At 65.9% G+C, this 19,310-nt stretch carries 22 protein-coding genes; 5 read left to right on the forward strand and 17 right to left on the reverse strand.

The genetic code is table 11. The features are described from left to right. Positions 1-17: 17 nt before the first annotated feature. The 16 genes from ABIE56_RS06860 to ABIE56_RS06935 all read right to left on the reverse strand — a co-directional run bounded on the left by ABIE56_RS06860 (position 18) and on the right by ABIE56_RS06935 (position 12,581). A complete protein-coding gene (locus tag ABIE56_RS06860; RefSeq protein ID WP_429243082.1) occupies positions 18-746 on the reverse strand; it encodes an NADH-quinone oxidoreductase subunit C in 729 nt (242 codons plus the stop codon). A 13-nt stretch (positions 747-759) separates the two neighbouring features. Then, positions 760-1,314: a NuoB/complex I 20 kDa subunit family protein gene (locus ABIE56_RS06865; protein WP_139983592.1), complete on the reverse strand. Its 555-nt coding sequence runs from the start codon at positions 1,312-1,314 to the stop codon at positions 760-762. Then, positions 1,305-1,661, reverse strand: coding sequence for an NADH-quinone oxidoreductase subunit A (locus tag ABIE56_RS06870; protein WP_429243083.1), 357 nt, complete (start codon positions 1,659-1,661; stop codon positions 1,305-1,307). Before ABIE56_RS06870 ends, ABIE56_RS06865 begins: the two co-directional genes overlap by 10 nt. Before the next feature lie 270 nt (positions 1,662-1,931). Further along, a complete protein-coding gene (locus ABIE56_RS06875) occupies positions 1,932-2,291 on the reverse strand; it encodes a PilZ domain-containing protein (protein ID WP_247427884.1) in 360 nt (119 codons plus the stop codon). A gap of 37 nt (positions 2,292-2,328) precedes the next feature. Continuing rightward, positions 2,329-3,291 carry a PIG-L deacetylase family protein gene (locus ABIE56_RS06880; protein ID WP_429243084.1) on the reverse strand — a complete coding sequence of 321 codons (963 nt, stop codon included), beginning with the start codon at positions 3,289-3,291 and terminating at the stop codon, positions 2,329-2,331. A gap of 57 nt (positions 3,292-3,348) precedes the next feature. Beyond that, the gene (gene holB, locus ABIE56_RS06885; protein ID WP_429243085.1) at positions 3,349-4,284 is read right to left on the reverse strand and encodes a DNA polymerase III subunit delta'; all 936 of its coding nucleotides are present in this window, start codon (positions 4,282-4,284) and stop codon (positions 3,349-3,351) included. Next, the gene (gene tmk, locus ABIE56_RS06890; RefSeq protein WP_429243086.1) at positions 4,281-4,925 is read right to left on the reverse strand and encodes a dTMP kinase; all 645 of its coding nucleotides are present in this window, start codon (positions 4,923-4,925) and stop codon (positions 4,281-4,283) included. The genes holB and tmk overlap by 4 nt, the downstream gene beginning before the upstream one ends. Beyond that, positions 4,922-5,950, reverse strand: coding sequence for an endolytic transglycosylase MltG (gene mltG / locus ABIE56_RS06895; RefSeq protein ID WP_429243087.1), 1,029 nt, complete (start codon positions 5,948-5,950; stop codon positions 4,922-4,924). Before mltG ends, tmk begins: the two co-directional genes overlap by 4 nt. Further along, positions 5,947-6,783: an aminodeoxychorismate lyase gene (gene pabC / locus ABIE56_RS06900; protein WP_429243088.1), complete on the reverse strand. Its 837-nt coding sequence runs from the start codon at positions 6,781-6,783 to the stop codon at positions 5,947-5,949. The genes mltG and pabC overlap by 4 nt, the downstream gene beginning before the upstream one ends. Beyond that, a complete protein-coding gene (locus ABIE56_RS06905) occupies positions 6,780-8,126 on the reverse strand; it encodes an aminodeoxychorismate synthase component I (protein WP_429243089.1) in 1,347 nt (448 codons plus the stop codon). Before ABIE56_RS06905 ends, pabC begins: the two co-directional genes overlap by 4 nt. Positions 8,127-8,133: 7 nt before the next feature. Further along, positions 8,134-9,423, reverse strand: coding sequence for a beta-ketoacyl-ACP synthase II (gene fabF / locus ABIE56_RS06910; RefSeq protein WP_429243090.1), 1,290 nt, complete (start codon positions 9,421-9,423; stop codon positions 8,134-8,136). Between the two features lie 149 nt (positions 9,424-9,572). After that, complete coding sequence (gene acpP, locus ABIE56_RS06915; protein WP_429243091.1) at positions 9,573-9,812, reverse strand: acyl carrier protein; 240 nt, start codon at positions 9,810-9,812, stop codon at positions 9,573-9,575. A 164-nt stretch (positions 9,813-9,976) separates the two neighbouring features. Next, entirely contained in the window at positions 9,977-10,720 is a 744-nt protein-coding gene (gene fabG, locus ABIE56_RS06920; RefSeq protein WP_429243092.1) for a 3-oxoacyl-ACP reductase FabG, read from the reverse strand. Positions 10,721-10,750: 30 nt separating this feature from the next. Next, on the reverse strand, positions 10,751-11,692 hold the full coding sequence (fabD, locus tag ABIE56_RS06925; protein WP_429243093.1) for an ACP S-malonyltransferase: 942 nt from the start codon (positions 11,690-11,692) through the stop codon (positions 10,751-10,753). Positions 11,693-11,846: 154 nt separating this feature from the next. Next, positions 11,847-12,041 carry a 50S ribosomal protein L32 gene (gene rpmF, locus ABIE56_RS06930; RefSeq protein WP_139983614.1) on the reverse strand — a complete coding sequence of 65 codons (195 nt, stop codon included), beginning with the start codon at positions 12,039-12,041 and terminating at the stop codon, positions 11,847-11,849. 18 nt (positions 12,042-12,059) lie between these two features. Further along, a complete protein-coding gene (locus ABIE56_RS06935; RefSeq protein ID WP_429243094.1) occupies positions 12,060-12,581 on the reverse strand; it encodes a YceD family protein in 522 nt (173 codons plus the stop codon). A 156-nt stretch (positions 12,582-12,737) separates the two neighbouring features. Between ABIE56_RS06935 and ABIE56_RS06940 the strand changes: the two genes are divergently transcribed. Continuing rightward, positions 12,738-13,184, forward strand: a complete 447-nt coding sequence (locus ABIE56_RS06940) for a hypothetical protein (RefSeq protein WP_429243095.1) — start codon at positions 12,738-12,740, stop codon at positions 13,182-13,184. Positions 13,185-13,187: 3 nt separating this feature from the next. Continuing rightward, entirely contained in the window at positions 13,188-13,769 is a 582-nt protein-coding gene (locus tag ABIE56_RS06945; protein ID WP_429243096.1) for a Maf family protein, read from the forward strand. Here ABIE56_RS06945 and ABIE56_RS06950 read toward each other — a convergent pair. After that, complete coding sequence (locus tag ABIE56_RS06950) at positions 13,766-15,247, reverse strand: glycosyltransferase family 39 protein (protein ID WP_429243097.1); 1,482 nt, start codon at positions 15,245-15,247, stop codon at positions 13,766-13,768. The genes ABIE56_RS06945 and ABIE56_RS06950 overlap by 4 nt on opposite strands. 140 nt (positions 15,248-15,387) lie before the next feature. On the opposite strand from ABIE56_RS06950, the gene ABIE56_RS06955 reads away from it, so the two are divergent. From ABIE56_RS06955 to ABIE56_RS06965, 3 genes are read left to right on the forward strand one after another with little or no spacing between them, the layout of a single operon-like run. Continuing rightward, the gene (locus ABIE56_RS06955) at positions 15,388-16,329 is read left to right on the forward strand and encodes an AAA family ATPase (RefSeq protein WP_429243098.1); all 942 of its coding nucleotides are present in this window, start codon (positions 15,388-15,390) and stop codon (positions 16,327-16,329) included. Next, complete coding sequence (locus ABIE56_RS06960) at positions 16,329-17,285, forward strand: DUF58 domain-containing protein (RefSeq protein WP_429243099.1); 957 nt, start codon at positions 16,329-16,331, stop codon at positions 17,283-17,285. Before ABIE56_RS06955 ends, ABIE56_RS06960 begins: the two co-directional genes overlap by 1 nt. Next, positions 17,282-19,279, forward strand: a complete 1,998-nt coding sequence (locus ABIE56_RS06965) for a transglutaminase TgpA family protein (protein ID WP_429243100.1) — start codon at positions 17,282-17,284, stop codon at positions 19,277-19,279. The genes ABIE56_RS06960 and ABIE56_RS06965 overlap by 4 nt, the downstream gene beginning before the upstream one ends. Positions 19,280-19,310: the final 31 nt, after the last annotated feature.

Raw genomic sequence — 19,310 nt, forward strand, 5'->3', positions numbered from 1 at the left:
CGAATTTCTTCCACGGCTTAATTCTCCCGCCAGCGGTCGGCGGCTTCCGCCCTGGCCTGATCGAGGTCGGCATCGTTGCGGATCGTGCGCGGCACAAGCACGCGCGGCTCGATCGAAACCGGTTCGTAGACAACACGCTTCTGCTCGGCGTCGTAGCGGACCTCGACGTTGCCGATGAGCGGGAAATCCTTGCGGAACGGATGGCCGACGAAACCGTAGTCGGTAAGGATGCGGCGAAGGTCGGGATGACCGTCGTAAATGATGCCGTACAGATCGAACGACTCGCGCTCGAACCAGTCGGCGCCCGGCCAGATGCCCGTCACGGACGGCACCACCGGGAAGTTGTCGTCTTCGCAGAACACGCGCAGGCGAATGCGCTGGTTGTGCTCGATCGAAAGCAGCTGGTACACGGAGGCGAAGCGGCGCGGCAGTTCAGCCGGGCGCGGACGCTCTGCCCACGTGAAGCGGCCAACCGCCTGGCCTTCCACACCGCGCGAGAAGCTTTCGCCTTGCGCCGTGTCGGTATCCCATTCGGTCTTGCCGTAGCTCAGGTAATCCACACCGCAGATATCGATGAAGACGGTGAAACGGAAACCGGCCTCGTCACGCAGCGCAGTGGCCACGGCGAGCAGGTCGCGCGGGGCGACCTCGGCGGTTACTTCGTTGCGTTCGACCTTCACCGTCAGCATGTCGCCGAAGCGCGCGGCGAGGCGTTCGACCAGCGAGGTCTCGTTATTAACGCTCATGTGCAGGCCCTGGTTAGCGCGCGATCGTGTGGGTGCGGCGGATCTTTTTCTGCAGCTGCAGGATGCCGTGGATCAGCGCTTCGGCCGTCGGCGGGCAGCCCGGCACGTAGATATCGACCGGCACGATGCGATCGCAGCCGCGCACGACCGAATACGAATAGTGGTAGTAGCCGCCGCCGTTGGCGCACGAACCCATGGAGATAACCCACTTCGGCTCCGGCATCTGGTCGTAGACCTTGCGCAGCGCGGGGGCCATCTTGTTCACCAGGGTGCCGGCCACGATCATCACATCGGACTGGCGCGGGCTGGGGCGGAACACGACGCCGAAGCGATCGAGATCGAGGCGGGCCGCGCCCGCGTGCATCATCTCCACCGCGCAACAGGCCAGGCCGAACGTCATCGGCCACATGGAGCCGGTGCGAGCCCAGTTCATCAGTGCATCGACGCTGGTCACGCCAAAGCCGCGCTGCGGCAGCGGCGCGTCACCGTTCGGGCGAATGATGTCGTCGACGAGGTTGAGCGGTTCCGGGTTATGCATCACCCGGTCGATGGTGGTCATCACTCCCATTCGAGCGCTCCCTTCTTCCAGACGTAACCAAAACCGACCACGAGCAGCGCCAGGAACAGGGCCATTTCAACCAGGGCGACGATGCCGATCTTGTCGAACACCACGGCCCACGGGAAAAGGAAGGCGATTTCGAGGTCGAAAATAATGAAGAGGATCGCGATGAGGTAATAACGCACATCGAACTTCATGCGTGCATCTTCGAAGGCTTCGAAGCCGCACTCATAAGGCGAGAGCTTTTCCGCATCGGGGCGCTTCGGGCCGGCGAGCATGCCGAGCACCATCAGGACGATGCCAAGGCCGACGGCCACGGCAATAAACAACAGGACGGGCCAATATTGGGCGAGCACGATGCTGCGTACCTCCGCGCCTCGCTGGGCGCATCAGTGACCGTCGACGGGGACGAGCGGTCCGGCTAGGGGCACCGAAGCTTTTTTCGAATCGATCCAATCGGACCGACCCGGTCGGACGCGCCAGGCGCGCCAACGACTCCGGAGATCCACAATCTCACGTTGGGGAACCGATCTATTGTACCAGTGCGTGCAGGTATGCCGACAAGTCTTAATGAAGGAAAAACGGGTCCATATTGGTGCAATGCCCCATTTTCCCCGCCTAGCCGGTTACATCGTCTGGGTGGGCCGCTCGGAGTTGAGGGTACCGGCCAGCAAAGCCTCGATACGCTGGCGGGCGGCCTCGCTCTCGGGGGATTCGTTGAACTGGATGCCCACGCCGGCCGTGCGGTTGCCCTGGGCACCGACAGGCGTGATCCAGACCACCTTGCCCGCGACCGAAAGACGCTCGTTATCGTCGATAAGCGTGACCAGCAGGGCCACCTCGTCGCCCAGGTTGTAGCGCTGGGCCGTGGGGGCGAACAGGCCGCCCGTCTTCAGGAACGGCATGTACGAGATGTACAGGGAATTCACGTCCTTGATCTTCAGCGACAGGATGCCCTGGCGCGGCGACGGGCTGGTGGCGTTCATGCAGGTGTTGGATTCCCTTGGATAGGGGCCATCCTAGCTAGCCCAGCGGCCGGGCCACAAGCCCGGCAGGTTCCGGGTCCTGGCAAACCCAGCCGTAGCGGTCGTAGATCCACGGTGTTGAGAGGTCGGCGGTCAGCTTGACGAAGGCCGGCCCGGGTACCGGGCGGAGGGCAAGCAACCAGTCATCGCCATCGCGATCCAGTGGTGCGCTGCGCCAGGTCCAATGGCGTGCACCCTGCCCGTCCGCCAACAGCACCCGCAACCGCGTACGCGCCCACGAACCAGGCCGCCATGGCAAGCGCAAGGTATCACCGCCCGGGGGTGCTGGCGGCCGGTCGAAGCGCTCCGGACGGGCGGCGATCCCCAGCATGCGCTCGCGGCTGAGGGCCATTTGCGTCGCGTGCTCGAGCACGGCTGACATCTTTACAGCCTGCCGCCCGGCGTCGATATCCGGGACGATCAGGTCCTGCGGGGCGCTCGCCTCGGTGCCGTGGACCATATAAGTGAGGACATCGGCCTGCGACCCGGCCGCGTGAAGCGCAAGGCGAGACAGCACATGGGCCGCGCCGTGGTCGGGGTGGCGATCGCCCAGGTCAGGGATGACCACCAGGGTCGGGCGCACCTGGTCGATCACGGCCCGCAACTGGCTAATGGATGCCTGGTGCGCCCGCCGCAACTGCGTGGTCACCTGCATATCGTGCCACCCCATGGCATGCAGGCGTTCCGGGTTCACGCCAAGCTGGCCCAGTGCGGCGACCACCTCGCGCCGCCGCCGCTCACCCCAACGCTTTCGCCCGGCCGCCCCGACGATCACGCGCTTCTCGAGCCACCGCTGTGGCCAGGGATTGTCATCCCCATCGGTAAGGAGCGCCACGTCCACGCTACCGCCTTGCGCCAGGCAGCGCTGGATCAGCATGCCGGCCGCCAGCGACTCGTCATCCGGGTGCGGCGCCACCACGAGGAGCCGGGTGGACGCGTCAATGACGGGGGCGTGGGGCACGGCGTTACCGGGGCGCGTTCGGGATTCGATTAGGGCGGATTCGGCGAAAAAGGCGCGTCAACGCCAGGCGGCGATGAGCTCGAGCAGGACCAGATCGGCCCGAAGCGGCCCGCGCAGGGCATCGCGCGCGCGATTGGCGCGCCCGTACCAGCCATCCAGTGATTCATCGTCCAACTGGCTCTCGAGAGGCGCGGCCGTGCCGGCGGCGCGCGCGCGCAACTCGTCGGTGGCCGCTTGTGCGGCAAACCAGACATAGCGTGCCGGATCGGCCGCCTGCCAGCGCTTCACCACCTCGAGGGGGTCGCCGCGCCCTGCCGCCAGGCTTTTCAGGTCATTCCTTACCTCGCCACGCTGCTTGAGGGCCCCATCGCTGGCCCACTCGCGAGCAAGGCCCGGGTTGCCCGCGGCGGCCTCAAGGGCGGGCGCGGCATCGGCAACGCCCTGCCCGCGCAACCATGCCAGCGCGACCTCGCGCGAGGGCACCAGGAAATCGATGCGCTGGCAGCGGCTGCGAATCGTAGCCGGCAGGCGTGCCGGCTCGTCGGCCACCAGGATAAGGATGGTGGAGGGTGTCGGCTCTTCCAGCGTCTTGAGCAGCGCGTTGGCAGCGGCCGCGTTCATCGCATCCGCCGGATCGATGGTCGCGACCTGCCAGCCGCCAAACTGGCTGGACATCGCCAGGCGCTGGGACAGGTCGCGAACCTGGTCCACGACGATCTCCGTACGCGTCGCACCATCCTTGCGCAGGCCGAGGCCCAGCGTGATCACATCGGGATGGGTGCCCGCCGCGACCAGCAGGCAGCTTCGGCACATTCCGCACGGGGCCCCCTCCACCGGCCGCTGGCAGAGCAGGCCCTTGACGAAGCGGGCGAGAAAGTCACGCTTGCCCAGGCCCGCCGGGCCTGCCAGCAGCAACGCATGCGGAAGCGCATCGCGCTCACGTCGCGCCTGCAGGCGGGCCCACGCATCGACGTGCCACGGCCGGTCGGTCATGCCGAAACCCTTGCAAGCAGTTCGGCCACGCCCGCCACGGCCTGGGCGAGCACCGCATCGGGCGCCGCGCTCGCATCCAGCACGCGGAAACGTGCCGGATCGCCAGCGGCGCGCGAGCGATATGCAGCGCGGATGCGCTCGAAGAACGCATCACCCTCCACCTCAATGCGATCCGCCTCGCCACGGCCAGCGGCACGTGCCCTACCCTCGCTCACCGGCAGGTCCAGCAACAAGGTGATATCCGGCCGCAGTCCCGCCGCCGCCCAACGCTCGAGTTCCGCGATGCGCTCGATGGGCTGGCCACGGCCAGCGCCCTGGTAGGCGTAACTGGCGTCGGTAAAGCGATCGCAAAGCACCCAGCGGCCCGCAGCGAGCGCCGGCTCGATCACTTGCCGCACAAGCTGCGCCCGCGAGGCAAACATGAGCAGCAGCTCGGCCTCGGCGCAAAGCTCGTTGTTGGCGGCATTCAATACAACGCCGCGCACCGCCTCACCCACATCGGTACCACCGGGCTCACGGGTGACGACCAGATCGATACCCTGGGCGCGCATATGCGCCTCGAGCCCGCGCAGCAGCGTGCTCTTGCCGGCACCTTCGCCGCCTTCCAGGGTGATAAGCCGTCCGCGTTGTCCGTGATTCACTGGCATCGTTTCAACTGGTAGCAGGCCACGGCCTTGTTGTGTTCTTCAAGGGTAGCCGAGAAAACATGGCTGCCATCGCCGCGGGCGACAAAGTACAGCTCCTTCCCCTCGGCGGGGTGCAGCGCCGCCTGGATCGCCGCGCGGCCCGGCAGGGCAATGGGCGTGGGCGGCAGGCCCGCGCGCGTGTACGTATTGTAGGGGGTGTCGGTGGTCAGGTCGCTTTTGTGGATGTTGCCTGCGTACGCGGCACCCATGCCATAGATCACCGTCGGATCCGTCTGGAGCAGGATGTGCTGCTCAAGGCGACGCACGAACACCCCGGCAATGCGCGGCCGCTCATCGGCCCTGCCTGTTTCCTTCTCCACGATGGAAGCAAGGATCAGCGCCTCGTAAGGACTGGCCAGCGGCAGGCCAGGCGCACGCGCCGGCCACGCGGCATCCAGCGTCTTCGTCATGGCCGTGTACGCGCGTTTGAGGATGCTGCCGTCGGTATCGCCTTTCACATAGGCGTAGGTCTCCGGCAGGAAACGCCCTTCAGGCTGCTCACCCTCGGCGCCTACCTGCTTCATGATCGCGGCATCGTCCACGCCCGCCGTATCGTGCGTGATCGTATCTACCGCCCCCAGCGCACGGCGCAGGTCAGCGAACGTCCAGCCATCCACGATGGTGAAATTGCGCTGCATGACCTTGCCCGCAGCCATGTCGCCGATGAGATCACGCGGGGTCATGCCAGGGCGCAATGCGAACTCGCCGGCGTGCAGCCGGCCCGACGCATGCATTTCCATGGAGAGCACCCGCCAGTAAAGCGGCGATGCCTTGGTGACGCCACGGTCACGCAGGTCGCGCACGATATCCTTGAACGACGAGCCACGCGCCACATCGATGCTCTGGCCGGTGGCCGGGATAGCGAGCGGCGTACGCGCGAAACGTGACCAGTCGAACCATAACCACGCACCGCCAGCGATCGCAGCGAGCAAAATCAGCAACAGAACCGCGCGCCAGAGGGCGACGCCACGCACTTTCATCGATCACTATCCTTGGCACGGTACGGTAAAGGCAGGCCCAGGGCCGCCCAATGCACCTGGAGGGCACGCGTGATGGGGCCAGGCTGCCATGTACGAGCCCCGAAGGCCCGGACAGGGAGAATGCCCCGAACGGCCGACGTGAGGAAGACCTCGTCAGCGTCGAGCAGTTGGGAAAGGCTGATGCGGGACACGCTGACGTGGTGACTCGCAAGGATTTCCGCGCGAGCCACGCCCGCCACGCCACAGCGATCGACCGGCGGCGTCACCAGTTCGCCACGCGCGACCGCGAAGAGATTCGCCGCCGTGGCGCAGACCAGTGTTCCGTCCATATCGCAAAGCAGGCCCTCGGCGACGGTGGGATCCGACCACTCCGCCCGTGCCAGCACCTGCTCAAGGCGATTGAGGTGCTTCAGGCCCGCCAGCGCAGGCTGGATGGCCAGCCGCGTATCGCAAAGGCGCACGGTGATACCGTCGCGCGAGGCCTCGGGCGCGAGGGCCAGCGGCGATGCTGCGACCACCAGGGTGGGTCGCGGCGCGGACGGCATGGCGTAACCCCGTTCGCCCACGCCACGGCTGTAGGTGATGCGCACGACGGCATCATCCAGGCCAGCGCAAAGGCGCATCAGTTCGGCGTGAACTGCTTCCGCATCGGGGCCAGGCATGCGTAGCCGCTCGCACCCCGCGGCAAGCCGTGCGGCATGCCGCGCCCAGAGCGGAGCGACGCCCCCGACGACACGCAGCGTTTCAAACAAGCCATCGCCGTAAGTGAAGCCCCTGTCTGCCGCGGAGATGACAGCGGCGTCACGGAAATCCACCGACAGACGGGTCGTCATGCCGCGCCAAAAATCCGCAACAGGCCGCGTGCCTTGGCGCGGGTTTCATCCAGCTCTTTTTCGGGCACCGAATCCGTCACGATGCCCGCGCCCGCGCGCAATGACACGTCCGCACCCTCGGCAAGCAAGGTACGGATAAGGATGTTCAGATCCATATCGCCACAATCGTCCACGTAGCCCAGCGCCCCGGTGTAGGCGCCCCGTGGCTCCTGCTCGATATCGCCGATGATCTGCATGCAGCGCACTTTCGGGCAACCGGTGATGGTGCCCCCGGGGAACGTGGCGGCCACTACCTGGCCAGGCGTGATGCCCTCGCGCGCGCGACCCCGCACATTCGAAACAATGTGGTGCACGTGGGCGTAGCTCTCCACCACCATGAGCTCATCGACCTTGACGCTGCCAGGTACGCAAACGCGCCCCAGGTCGTTGCGTTCGAGATCGATCAGCATGACGTGCTCGGCCCGCTCTTTCGGGTGAGTCGTGAGTTCGCGTATGCGTTCGGCATCATCGTCACCAGGCACGCGTGGCCTCGTGCCGGCGATGGGCCGCGTTTGCAGCACGCCATCGCGCGCCTCGACGAGCCGCTCGGGTGACGAGCTGACGATGGCCCAGCCGGGCTGCTGGATCAGACCCGCAAAGGGCGCCGGGTTTGCCGCGCGCAGCGCGTACATGAGCGCGGCAGCGGATGGCGCCTCGGCAAAATGGGCGCACCACCGGCGCGACAGGTTCACCTGAAACGTATCGCCGGCATGCAAGTGCTCGTGGATGCGGCGAACGCCATCGAGAAACCGCTGCGGCTCGTCTTCGTCGACACGCACGGGCCGCGCCAATGCAAGCGTGGGCAGCGGCTGGTCGAGATCGGCGGCGAGCGTTTCAAGCCAGTGCTCGGCACCCTCTTCCGCCACGAGAATCGTGCGCCCCTCCACGTGATCGACGATTGCCGCGGCTGGCGAACGTAGCGCGTGCGCCACGGGGGCAGCTCCCCGCGGTGCGGGCAACCGTAACGACGGCTCTACCTGTGCGGCGAGCTCGTAGGCCAGGTAAACGACCCATCCACCGTGGAACGGCAAGCCATCATCGACCCGCGCACGATGGCGTGCGGTCCACTCGCGATCGAACGCATCAAGGAACGAGCCAGCCAAGGTGCGCCCGAGGCCGTCACGCACGACCCCATGGCTGTCGAGCGAAAGCGAGGCATCGCCGCCTGCAAAGAGAATGTCGAAACGCGACTGGGCCGTGCCGGTGACGGCGGAGGCGAGCAGCGCGGGGTAACGCTCCGGATACAGCGCGGCCGGCGCGAGAAGATCGCGCCGGCCGGCAAGGGTTCGCGTGGTAAACGCCACGCGGTGATCAGACGCGACGGAAAGCGAGCGTACCGTTGGTGCCACCGAAACCGAACGAGTTGGAGACGGCGACGGTGAGGTCGGCCTTTTCCGCCTTGTTCGGCACGAGGTCCATGCCCAGCGCCGCCACTTCGGGATCGACATCCACGAGGTTCATGGTGGGCGGAATGATGCCGTCACGCAGCGCCATGATGGTGAAGATCGCTTCCACGCCACCGGCGGCACCGAGCAGGTGGCCCGTCACCGACTTGGTGGAGCTGACAGCGAACTTGCCCTTCTTCGTGGCGTGTTCACCGAACACGCTGCGAATGGCCTTGGCTTCGCCCAGGTCACCCACCGGCGTCGAGGTACCGTGCGCGTTCACGTACTGCACGTCTTCGGCCTTGAGGCCGGCATCGTGCAGCGCGTTGCGCATGGCCAGTTCGGCGCCATCGCCGCTCGGCGCGGTGATGTGGTACGCATCGCCACTCATGCCAAAGCCGATGATCTCGGCAAGGATGTTGGCGCCGCGCGCCTTGGCGAACTCGTATTCTTCGAGCATGAGCATGCCCGCGCCGTTGGACAGCAGGAAGCCATCGCGACCGGTATCCCACGGACGGCTGGCATGCGCCGGATCGTCATTGCGGGTGGACATGGCCTTGGCCGAGCAGAAGCCCGCCATGGCCGTCGGCGTGGTGGCGAACTCGGCGCCACCGGCCAGCATCGCATCGGCATCGCCGTACTGGATGAGGCGCATGGCCATGCCGATGTTGTGCGCGGCCGTGGTGCAAGCAGACACGAGGGCGATGTTCGGGCCCTTCATGCCGTGGTAAATGGAAAGGTTGCCCGCCACCATGTTGATGATGGAGCTCGGCACGAAGAACGGCGACACCTTGCGGGGGCCCTTCTCGGCGAGTTCGAGCGCGGTGGCCTCGATGGTGTGGAGGCCACCGATGCCCGCACCGGCGGCAACGCCGACGCGGCCAGCGTTCTCTTCAGTAATGACGAGACCCGACTGGCGGAATGCATGGGTACCCGCGACGATGCCGTAATGGATGAACGGATCCATGCGCTTGAAGTCTTTCGCAATGGAACGGCGATCATCTTCCGGCACATCGGTACCGGCGAAATAGGCTTCCACGGGATCGAAACCGCGCACCTCGCCCGCGATGCGGGTGGCGTATGCGCTTGCGTCGAAATCGGTGACCGGGCCAATGCCAGTGTTACCTTCGACGACGTTCTTCCAGGCGGTGGCGATATCGTTCCCGACCGGCGAGATGATCCCCATGCCGGTCACTACCACACGTCGCTTACTCATGCGTTTGTTCCTTCACTGTGTCCGCGCTAACCATACGCAGGCGCAGGTTACGAATTGCGGAAACGAAAACTGCGCCATAACGGCGCAGCTTCCATGTCGCTCGGAGATCGACGGGAGGCGACGCCTCCGATCGACGACCTGTCGTTGCATCAAGCCTTGCTATGGGCGTTGATGTAGTCGATGGCCTGCTGAACCGTCGTGATCTTCTCGGCATCTTCATCCGGAATTTCGGTCTCGAACTCTTCTTCGAGGGCCATCACGAGTTCGACAGTGTCCAGCGAATCAGCGCCGAGGTCGTCGACGAACGATGCGTTGTTGGTGACTTCATCTTCCTTGACGCCCAGCTGCTCGACGACGATCTTCTTGACGCGTTCTTCGATGGTGCTCATGTCGCTATAACCTCCCGAGGGAAAAAATCCGGCGCATTGTAGTGGCTAAGGTCCATACCCGCCAGCACGCACCGTGACGTGGATGGCGCCCCAGGCGGACCCGGGGCGCGAAAGGATGATTGTCTCTCAAAAACGGCCCGGTGGCGACTGCCCGGGCCTGCCGGTCAGGGCATGTACATACCGCCGTTGACGTGCAAGGTCTCGCCGGTGATGTACTTCGCGGCCGGCGAAGCCAGGAAGGCCACTGCTTCGGCAATATCCCGGCCTTCGCCCAGGTGGCCCAGGGCGATACCCGACAGGAGCGCCTCACGCTGCTCTTCAGGCAGCGCGCGGGTCATATCGGTGTCGATGAAGCCCGGGGCCACCACGTTGACCGTGATGCCCCGCGAGCCGATCTCGCGGGCCAGCGATTTCGAGAAGGCGATGATGCCTGCCTTGGCCGCGGCGTAATTGGCCTGGCCCGGGTTACCCGTCACACCCACGACCGAGGCGATGCTGATGATGCGGCCCTTGCGGGCCTTCATCATGCCGCGCATCACGGCCTTCGAGGTACGGAAGACCGAGGTCAGGTTCGTGTCCATGATGGCGCTCCAGTCATCCTCTTTCATGCGCATGAGGAGCTGGTCACGAGTAATGCCGGCGTTGTTCACAAGAATACTGATGGCGCCGGACGCCTTGCCAATCTCATCCACCAGGGCATCGATGGATTCCGGGCTGGTCACATTGAGCACGCGGCCGTGGCCGCCATGGGCAGCAAGCCGCTCACCGATGGCCGCCGCACCGCTTTCGCTGGTGGCCGTGCCGTAGACGGTAGCGCCCATCTCGGCCAGCAGGTCGGCGATGGCAGCGCCGATGCCGCGGCTGGCGCCGGTGACGAGGGCAATCTCACCCTTCAGGGTATGGGTCATGTCGTGGGTCCTGCTACAGGGGAATGGGGATCAGGCCTGGGCGGCGGCATCGAGCTCGGCGGGGGTACCGATAGCCTTGGCTTCGATCGACTTGTCGATGCGCTTGATGAGGCCGGCAAGCACCTTGCCCGGGCCACACTCCAGCGCCTGGGTCACGCCATGCGCGGCCAATGCCTGGACACACTCGGTCCAGCGCACCGGCAGGTAAAGCTGGCGCTGCAAAGCGCCACGGATGTCGTCGAGCGAGGCGTGGATGGTGGCGTCGGCGTTCTGCACCACCGGAATCGACGGCAGCTTCCATTCCAGCGAGGCCATGCGCTCGCCGAGCTTGTCGGCCGCCTCGCGCATGAGCATGGAATGCGACGGCACGGAAACGGCAAGCTTGACGGCCTTCTTCACACCGAGTTCGGCAAGGCGCGCCAGCGCGCGATCCACCGCCTCAGCATGGCCAGCGATAACCAACTGGCCGGGTGAGTTGAAGTTGGCGGGGGCCACGATCTGGCCCTGGGCCACTTCCTCGCACACCTGCGCGATCTGGGCGTCATCGCCGCCCAGGATGGCCGCCATGGCGCCCACACCCGCGGGGACGGCGGCCTGCATGAGGCGGCCACGCTCGGCGACGAGGCCGGCGGCATCCTTGAGCGATAGGGCGCCCGCGGCAACCAGGGCGCTGTACTCACCCAGGCTGTGGCCCGAGAGGTAGGCCGGCAGCTTGCCGCCCTGCTTCAGGTAGACGCGCCACACCGCGACACTGGCAGCAAGGAGCGCCGGCTGGGTGTTCTCGGTGCTGTTGAGCGTTTCTTCGGGACCGTTCTGGCTAATGTCCCACAGGTCGACGCCTGCGCCTTCGGAAGCTTCGTCGAAGGTCGCTTTCACTTCCGGGTGGGCGGCGGCCAGGTCGGCGAGCATGCCGATGGACTGGGAACCCTGGCCGGGGAAGACGATGGCAAGCGTGGCGCTGGTCGAGGTCATGCGGGGCGATTCCGGACGTTCAAACCGCGAATGGTGCCAGCAACCCATGGGCGAATGCACCATTCGCAAGGGTTTGGTGGCCCGGGGCGCACCCTGTAAACGCAAAACGGCGCCTCGCAGCGCCGTTTTGCTGAATCCTCACCGAGGGTGAGAATTAATCTTCGACTTCAACCGCACCGCGGGTGTCGATGACCTTCTTGCCACGGTAGAAGCCATCCTTCGTCACGTGGTGGCGCAGGTGCACTTCACCGCTGGTCGGGTCGGTCGACAGCTGCACGCCCTTCAGGGCGTCGTGCGAACGGCGCATGCCGCGGGTGGACGGGGTCTTGCGGCTCTTGGCAACGGCCATGGCGAATCTCCAGCGAAATTACTTGTTTATAAGTCCGCGGAGAGCCGCGAACGGGTTATCGGATGGGTCCTGCGAAGAAGGGGTTTCTTCTTCCTCAGGCCAGGTTACGTCTTCGGGCAACTCCGCGTCCGGGTTAACCGGAACAAGGGGCAGCGCCAACAGCAGTTCGTCCTCAATCGTGGCAAGCGGATCCAGTTTGCCGTCCTGCTCCAGCAGGAGCGGTTCGTAACCAGGCGGAAGCGACGCTTCCTCACGCTCTTCAACGATCAGTCCGAGACGGGCATCGACCTCCACCGGAAGCTGGAACGGCTCCAGGGAGCGCTGACAGATCAGCGTGGGCGATGCCTTTGCGCGGACGGCCACATAAGCGATACCCAGGTCGTCACGACCAAAGTCCAGTTCGTACTCGACCTCGCCCTCAGGTGAGGCAATCACATCCCCCAGGCGCTTGAACGCCGAGAGAGGAAGCTTTCCCTGAAACGAACGCCGCGCACGCACTTCGCGCCAAGCGTCCACGGACGATGGCAAAGTCACGGACATAATCGGGAAATGGTAGGCATGAACCCGCCTGAAGTCAACCGGTTAGCCAAGCGAAAAGGGCCGGCCCGACGATTTTGCGAAGCAGCCCGGATTTCGGGCAGACTCGCGGCGAGCGGCAAGTGTGCCGCAGCTCGCCCGACGGGGGGAAGAGGCCGCGTGTTTTCCTTTGCTTATTATGCACTTGCTGCGCTACTGATCATCGTGGCCGTGCTGTGCGCCTGGACCCTTGCCCACCACCGGCGCCGGCGCCGGCACAGTGCACTACAGGATCTGATGGACCAGGCCGATCGCCTTGAGACCGACCTGAAGGACTGCCGTGACCGCCTTCAGCGCGCCCACGCGGTCATGCAGTTCAGCCCGGACCAGCCCGCCGTGGGTGAGGTGGAAGCGCAGCAAGCCGTGGATTCGGGCCTGCGCGCACTGCTCCAGCAGCGCCTGTGGATACGTGACCGTGCACCGAGCGCCAGCCAGCGCGAGCTGGACCAGGCGGTGGACGCCCTGGTCCGGGCCCGCCACCAGCTTGAGCCGCGCCTCCAGGCCCTGGACGATGCCCAGACGGCCCTCGACACCGCCGTACGCGAACACTTTCAGCCGGATCGCTAAACCTTGGCCCAACCCCCTGTCATCCTCGCCTCCACGTCGGCCTACCGGGCTACCCTGCTCCGCCGGCTACTCGATAGCTTCAGCCAGGAGGCGCCCGGCACCGATGAGGCGCCGCTGGCGACCGAACGACCCGCCGACCGGGCCCTGCGCCTCGCCGAAGCGAAGGCAAGGGTTGTCGCGACCGCTCACCCAGGCAGCGTCGTCATCGGCTCGGACCAGGTAGCGGACCTAAACGGTACCGTGCTCGACAAACCAGGCACCGTCCACGCCGCGCACCGCCAGCTCGAGGCAAGCTCGGGCAACGAGGTTATCTTCCACACCGCGGTGTGCGTCATCGATGCCCACGGCAACGCACGCACACACATCGACGAGACCCGGGTCCGCTTCCGCACGCTGTCGCACGACGACATTGCACGCTACGTGGAACGCGAGCGCCCACTGGATTGCGCGGGCAGCTTCAAGTGCGAGGGTCTTGGCATCACCCTGTTCGAGCGCATAGCCAATGAGGACCCGACAGCCTTGGTAGGCCTGCCGCTCATCGCCACATCACGCCTTCTCCGCGCCGCGGGCATCGCTCTTCCCTAGCGCCCGCGGAGGGCTCCCGCGGCATACGCCTGGGTCCATACGATGCACTGGTCGGGCGGGACCGCAGGGCCCTGCGCGGATCGTGCGCGCGCCGCGTAAAACGCGAAGCGCCGCCGGCCATCGAATGCATCGACGCGACCAAGCGGCCGTTCGATATCCACCCGGGTGCAGATAGACCCAAGCCACTCGCGCGTTTCACGCTCGCGCAATGCGGTTTCATCCACCACCAGGACCAGCGGTGCCGGCGCCAGGTCCTGCAATGCCGCTTCATCCAGCGCCCACGCATGCAGTTGCGCGGCGCGGCCATGCTTCGCATTCAGCGGGCTATCCAGCGAATAGACAGACGCCTTCGCGCCTATTGCGAACCGCAGCTCGGCGGCGAGCATGAAATTATCCGCCACCAGCAAGGCCCCCTCCGGCTGCGGGGGGAGCGCAGCGGCCACATCGCGCCACCCGGTAAAGTTCGCTGGGAACGCTTTGGCATGGGCCAGCACGATCGCACCACGCGCCGATGCGGCAAGGCCAAGGTAAACGAACCCCACGAGAAGGCCAACGCCCGCCAGGCCCAGCGCGATACCCGCGAACCGACGCATCCATGCCGACGCGTGCGCCAGCAAAACGGGCAGCACGGCGCATAGAAGGAGGTAACCAGGCAACGGCCAATGCGCGCGAAATCGCACGTCGTCCGCGAACAGGCCGACGACGAAATAGACGATGACAAACGTTCCCGCCAGGGTAGCCAGGACATCGCACGGTGCGTCGTCACGCCGGCGCCAGGCCTGCCACAAGGCCCAAAGCAGCAACACGTAGAGCAGCGGCGTACACGCCAGCGCCTGCTCCAGCGGCTGCACCAGCGCGTCCGCATGAAATTGCCATGGGTTGCGATCCACCAGCTGGAAGGCGACCCCCGCGCCACGCGAGGCAATGTTGTAAATGATGATGGGCAGCAACCCCAAGGCTGCGACTGCCATGGCCACCCACCATCCTCCCTGGCACCACGCACGCCGCCCGCGCGGCACGGCCAGCATGAACACCAGGCCAGCCAGCATGGCCATGGCGGCGCGATAGTGGGTGCACCATGCGAGGGCGAGGCCCAGGCCTAGCAGACACCAGTCACGCTTGCGATTTGTCTCAAGCGCTGCCACCAATCCCTGCGCAGCCAGCAGGATGCTGAAGGTCAGCGGCACATCAGGCAGCGCCAGCACCCCCAGGCTCCCGCCCAACGGCAGCAACAACGCGAATACGGCGGCCTGCCACGGCGCCTGCGCGCTGCCGCCCCGCCGGGCGAGCGCGGCGACTTGCCACGGCACCAGCGCACCCAGCAAAAGGAACGGCAAGCGCATGGCGAGCAAGCCGTGCCCGAAAACGGCCTCGGAGCTGGCGATAAGCCACGCCGTGAGCGGCGGCAGGTCGCTATAGCCCCACGCCAGCCCAAGGCTCTCCTGCCAGTAGAACGCTTCGTCACCGAAGGGCGACAACGTGGACGCTATGACAACCTTACAGGCAAGGGACAGGACGAACAGAACGAAGAATATGCCTCGCCAGCGTCGCGCACGGGCGGCTAAACTCGACGGCTCATCCATCGAAATGGCCAGGCCGGGGGGCACACGCATCGATCATGTCTGCCATTACTCCACTCAATGATGAAATGCTGCGCCACCGGCTTGATGCCGCGCTGGCGCAGGTTAACGGCGTCCTGCTCGGCAAGCCGCGGCAGGTAAAGCTGGCCTTCGCCTGCCTCGTGGCCGGCGGCCACCTGCTCCTCGAAGACGTGCCCGGCGTCGGTAAAACCACGCTGGCACACGCACTCGCCGCCACATTCGACCTGGAATTCCAGCGCATCCAGTTCACCAGCGACCTGCTGCCCTCGGACATTATCGGGGTGAGCGTCTACGAGCGCGAGACGGGTGCGTTCCGCTTCCACCCCGGGCCTATCTTTACCAGCCTGCTCCTTGCTGACGAAATCAACCGCGCCACGCCGAAGACCCAGAGCGCGCTGCTGGAAGCGATGGCGGAAGGCCAGGCAACGGTGGATGGCACCACCCACGACCTGCCGAAACCGTTCTTCGTGGTAGCGACGCAGAATCCGCTGGATCTGGCTGGCACGTTCCCGCTGCCGGATTCCCAGCTCGATCGCTTTATGTTGCGCCTGTCGCTGGATTACCCCGACCCGGCGGCCGAGCGCGCGCTGCTGATTGGCGAGGACCGCCGCGACATGATGGCGACCCTGCGACCGCGCCTGGATGCCGAGGCCATCAGCCAGTTACGCGCGGCCGCGCAAGCGGTGAGGGCTACCGGCGCCTTGCTCGATTACCTCCAGGCACTGCTCGCCGCCAGCCGCAAGCACAACGACGTGCGCGTTGGCCTGTCGCCACGCGCCGGGCTGGCCATCCTCGCCGCATCGCGGGCGTGGGCCATGCTCAGTGGGCGTGACCACGTCATTCCCGAGGACGTGCAGACTGTGTTCATCCCGGCTGCAGCACACCGCCTTGTCCCGGGGCGCGGTAGCCACCGCGAAGCCATCGCGCGCGCCATCCTCGCCGAAACAGCGGTGCCGTGATGGAACGCGCCGCGCCGCGCGCGCTGGCGTGGGCCGAGCGGCGCCTACCGGCGCTGACCCGGCTGCGCCCACGCGAGGCGCTGCCCATCGTGCTGCATCGGCGACGGATCTATATCGTTCCCACGGGGTTCGGCCTGGGCTTCTCCGTGCTACTGGCCGTGATGCTGGTGGGCGCCCTGAACTACGCCAACAATGCGGCACTCATGCTCACCTGCCTGCTAGGGGCCGCCACCGCGGGAAGCATGCTCGTGGCGTTTCGCGTACTCAATGGCCTGGTCATTGGCACCCTGCGCGCCGGCACCGCACGCGCCAGTGAGCCGATCACGGTTTCGCTGGACCTCTGGGCCAACCATCGCGAGCGAAGTGCGGTACGCATGGATATCACGGGCCGCGAAATCGCCATCACGGTACCGGCCGGCGGCAGCGCCACGGTGGAGTTCGAACTGCACGCCGAACGTCGTGGCTGGCTCCCCTTGCCGCGTACCCGCATCCATACACAGTGGCCACTGGGCCTGTTCCGCGCGTGGAGCTGGATCCATCCCGATAGCACCGTACTGATCTACCCCATGCCCGAAGCCATGGGTCCCTCGCCGTTCGAACCCCAGGGCGATGCCGACCGCGGAAGGCCACGACTGGGCGACGAACTGGCCGCGCTGCGCGATTACCGGCCAGGCGATCCGCGCAGGCAGATTGCCTGGAAACTGAGCGCCCGCCACCACGGCCTGCTGGTGAAAGACATGGAGCAGCCCGCGCCCAAGGAGGACTGGCGCCTGGATTGGGATAGCGTGCGCGGCCTCGACGACGAGTCACGCATCGCCCGCCTCGCCCGCTGGATCGACGAGGCGCGCGATAGCGGAAGGCGCTGGAGCCTGCGACTGCCCGACGGTTACTTCGATGTCGCCCAGGGTGACGAGCATTACCACCGTTGCATGACCGCACTGGCGCTCAGGCCATGACCCGGTTTCGTGTTTCGCTCGGGCACACGCCGACCACGGAGCCACGCCTCGCCGAGCGGCCATTCAACCTGCTTTGCCTGAGCATGGCGTTCGTGCTTGCGACACATGCCACGCACCTGCCCTGGTGGTTCTCGCTTGCACTGGCGGCCACGCTGGCGTGGCGATGGTGGCATCGGCGCCATGGGGGGCGCCCGGTCTCGATGTGGATCAAGCTGCCGGTCGTGGGATTGCTCCTCGCGGTGGTGATAGCCACTTACGGGACGCTGTTCGGTCGTGAGCCGGGCAGCGCGTTCGCCGCCGGGCTGCTGGTGCTGAAAACCCTCGAAACCGAGCACCGCCGCGATGCACGCGTTGGTGTTGCATTTGGTGGCTTCGCACTGATGAGCGCGTTGCTCTTTAACCAGTCCATGGTGGCCACCGTGGTGGTGGCCCTGGGCCTCGTGCCGGCGCTGGGAACCTTGCGCGCCATCGAGGAAATCTCACCCCCCCGCGACCCGTGGCGCGCCGAACTGAAGCCGGCGCTACTCATGCTCGCGGCATCCATTCCCCTGGCCGCGTTCGCCTTCCTGTTCATACCCCGCCTGGAATCGCCGTTGTGGGGCGCAGCGAATGCTGGCAAGGCCGTGACCGGTCTTTCCAGCACCATGTCGCCCGGCGAGATGGGCGAACTGCTCGTCGACGACACCCCCGCCATGCGCGTCATGTTCGACGGACCCGTGCCCACCGGTGAGGGCCGCTATTTCCGTGCGTACACGATGCTCTATTTCGACGGGCGCCAGTGGAGCCAGGGCTTTATCAGCTACCCGCCGGTCGTGGGCGCCGCGACCGGCAACCTGCGCTTCAGCTATCACGTCACGATGGAGCCAACGCAACAGCGCATCCTGCCCATGCTGGATATGCCGATGGCAGCGCCGGCCGACGCGGCGCTGCAGTACGACCGTACCGTGCTCGCAAACCAGCGCGTGCAATCGAGCCGGACCTATGACGCCACGGCGTTCGTCAATGCCCAGGTGGATACGGACCTTAGCCCCGCGCTGCGCCGTGCAGCCCTCCAGTTACCACCCGGCGTTGGCCCTCAGGCGCGGGCCATGGCCGAAGCCTGGGCGACCCAGTACAACCACGATGCACAGGCGATCGCCAGCGCCGCGCTAGGCATGTTCCGCGAAGGTGGCTACCGATACACCCTTGCCCCCGCACCACTGGGCGCCGACCGTATTGACGATTTTCTGTTCGGCACGCGCGAGGGATTCTGCGAGTACTACGCCTCCAGCTTCACCTTCCTCATGCGCGCCGCTGGCGTGCCAGCGCGCGTGGTTACCGGCTATCAAGGAGGGTACTGGAATTCACTCGGCAACTACCTGCTGGTGCGCCGCGCGGATTCGCATGCCTGGACCGAACTATGGATCGCCGGCCGAGGATGGGTGCGCTTTGACCCCACCGGTGCCGTGCGGCCAGAGCGCGTGAGCCAGGGAGCGGCATCCGCAGCCGCCATCGGCAACGAGGGCACACCGTTTATCGATGCGGCCTGGCTGCACGCCATGCGCGACCGCTGGGACGTGGTCAACCAATGGTGGAACCAGGCCGTTAATGGATTCGATGCATTGCGCCAGCGCGGCATGCTGCAGCCGTTCGGCATCCGGCGCGCCGATGTAGGCGACCTCGCGGTGATCCTTGCCGTGGGCTGCTCCCTACTCGTCGCCGCCGCCCTGGGATGGGCCTTGTTCCAGCGACGTGAAGGTGACGCGTTGGATTCGTGGATGCGAAGGCTGCAACGCAAGCTTGCAAGGGCCGGCGTAACGCGCCGTACGGGCGAAGGCCCAAGGCATTTCATGGCAAGGGCTGCTCGCTCACTGCCTGCGCATCGAAATGCATTGGAAAGGTTGAGCGAGCTTTACTTAAGGTCACGTTACGCGCACGACGAACCGCCACCTGAACTGGTCAAACAGTTTCGGCAGGGGGTACGGGAATTCCGGGCGCGTGGCATGGTCAAATAGGTCCATGGCGGCGGCTGTGCCCGTCGCCCCG

It is taken from the genome of Luteibacter sp. 621, assembly GCF_050435445.1.
In the GTDB taxonomy this organism is placed as follows: Bacteria; Pseudomonadota; Gammaproteobacteria; order Xanthomonadales; family Rhodanobacteraceae; genus Luteibacter.

Bases quoted from the DNA above. Each gene is read 5' to 3' on its own strand.
- rpmF (WP_139983614.1), bottom strand. From the start codon at position 12,041: ATGGCCGTTGCCAAGAGCCGCAAGACCCCGTCCACCCGCGGCATGCGC.
- ABIE56_RS06955 (WP_429243098.1), top strand. From the start codon at position 15,388: ATGTCTGCCATTACTCCACTCAATGATGAAATGCTGCGCCACCGGCTT.
- holB (WP_429243085.1), bottom strand. From the start codon at position 4,284: ATGACCGACCGGCCGTGGCACGTCGATGCGTGGGCCCGCCTGCAGGCG.
- ABIE56_RS06935 (WP_429243094.1), bottom strand. From the start codon at position 12,581: ATGTCCGTGACTTTGCCATCGTCCGTGGACGCTTGGCGCGAAGTGCGT.
- ABIE56_RS06860 (WP_429243082.1), bottom strand. From the start codon at position 746: ATGAGCGTTAATAACGAGACCTCGCTGGTCGAACGCCTCGCCGCGCGC.
- ABIE56_RS06965 (WP_429243100.1), top strand. From the start codon at position 17,282: ATGACCCGGTTTCGTGTTTCGCTCGGGCACACGCCGACCACGGAGCCA.
- mltG (WP_429243087.1), bottom strand. From the start codon at position 5,950: ATGAAAGTGCGTGGCGTCGCCCTCTGGCGCGCGGTTCTGTTGCTGATT.
- ABIE56_RS06960 (WP_429243099.1), top strand. From the start codon at position 16,329: ATGGAACGCGCCGCGCCGCGCGCGCTGGCGTGGGCCGAGCGGCGCCTA.
- pabC (WP_429243088.1), bottom strand. From the start codon at position 6,783: ATGACGACCCGTCTGTCGGTGGATTTCCGTGACGCCGCTGTCATCTCC.
- fabG (WP_429243092.1), bottom strand. From the start codon at position 10,720: ATGACCCATACCCTGAAGGGTGAGATTGCCCTCGTCACCGGCGCCAGC.
- acpP (WP_429243091.1), bottom strand. From the start codon at position 9,812: ATGAGCACCATCGAAGAACGCGTCAAGAAGATCGTCGTCGAGCAGCTG.
- fabF (WP_429243090.1), bottom strand. From the start codon at position 9,423: ATGAGTAAGCGACGTGTGGTAGTGACCGGCATGGGGATCATCTCGCCG.
- fabD (WP_429243093.1), bottom strand. From the start codon at position 11,692: ATGACCTCGACCAGCGCCACGCTTGCCATCGTCTTCCCCGGCCAGGGT.
- ABIE56_RS06875 (WP_247427884.1), bottom strand. From the start codon at position 2,291: ATGAACGCCACCAGCCCGTCGCCGCGCCAGGGCATCCTGTCGCTGAAG.
- ABIE56_RS06865 (WP_139983592.1), bottom strand. From the start codon at position 1,314: ATGGGAGTGATGACCACCATCGACCGGGTGATGCATAACCCGGAACCG.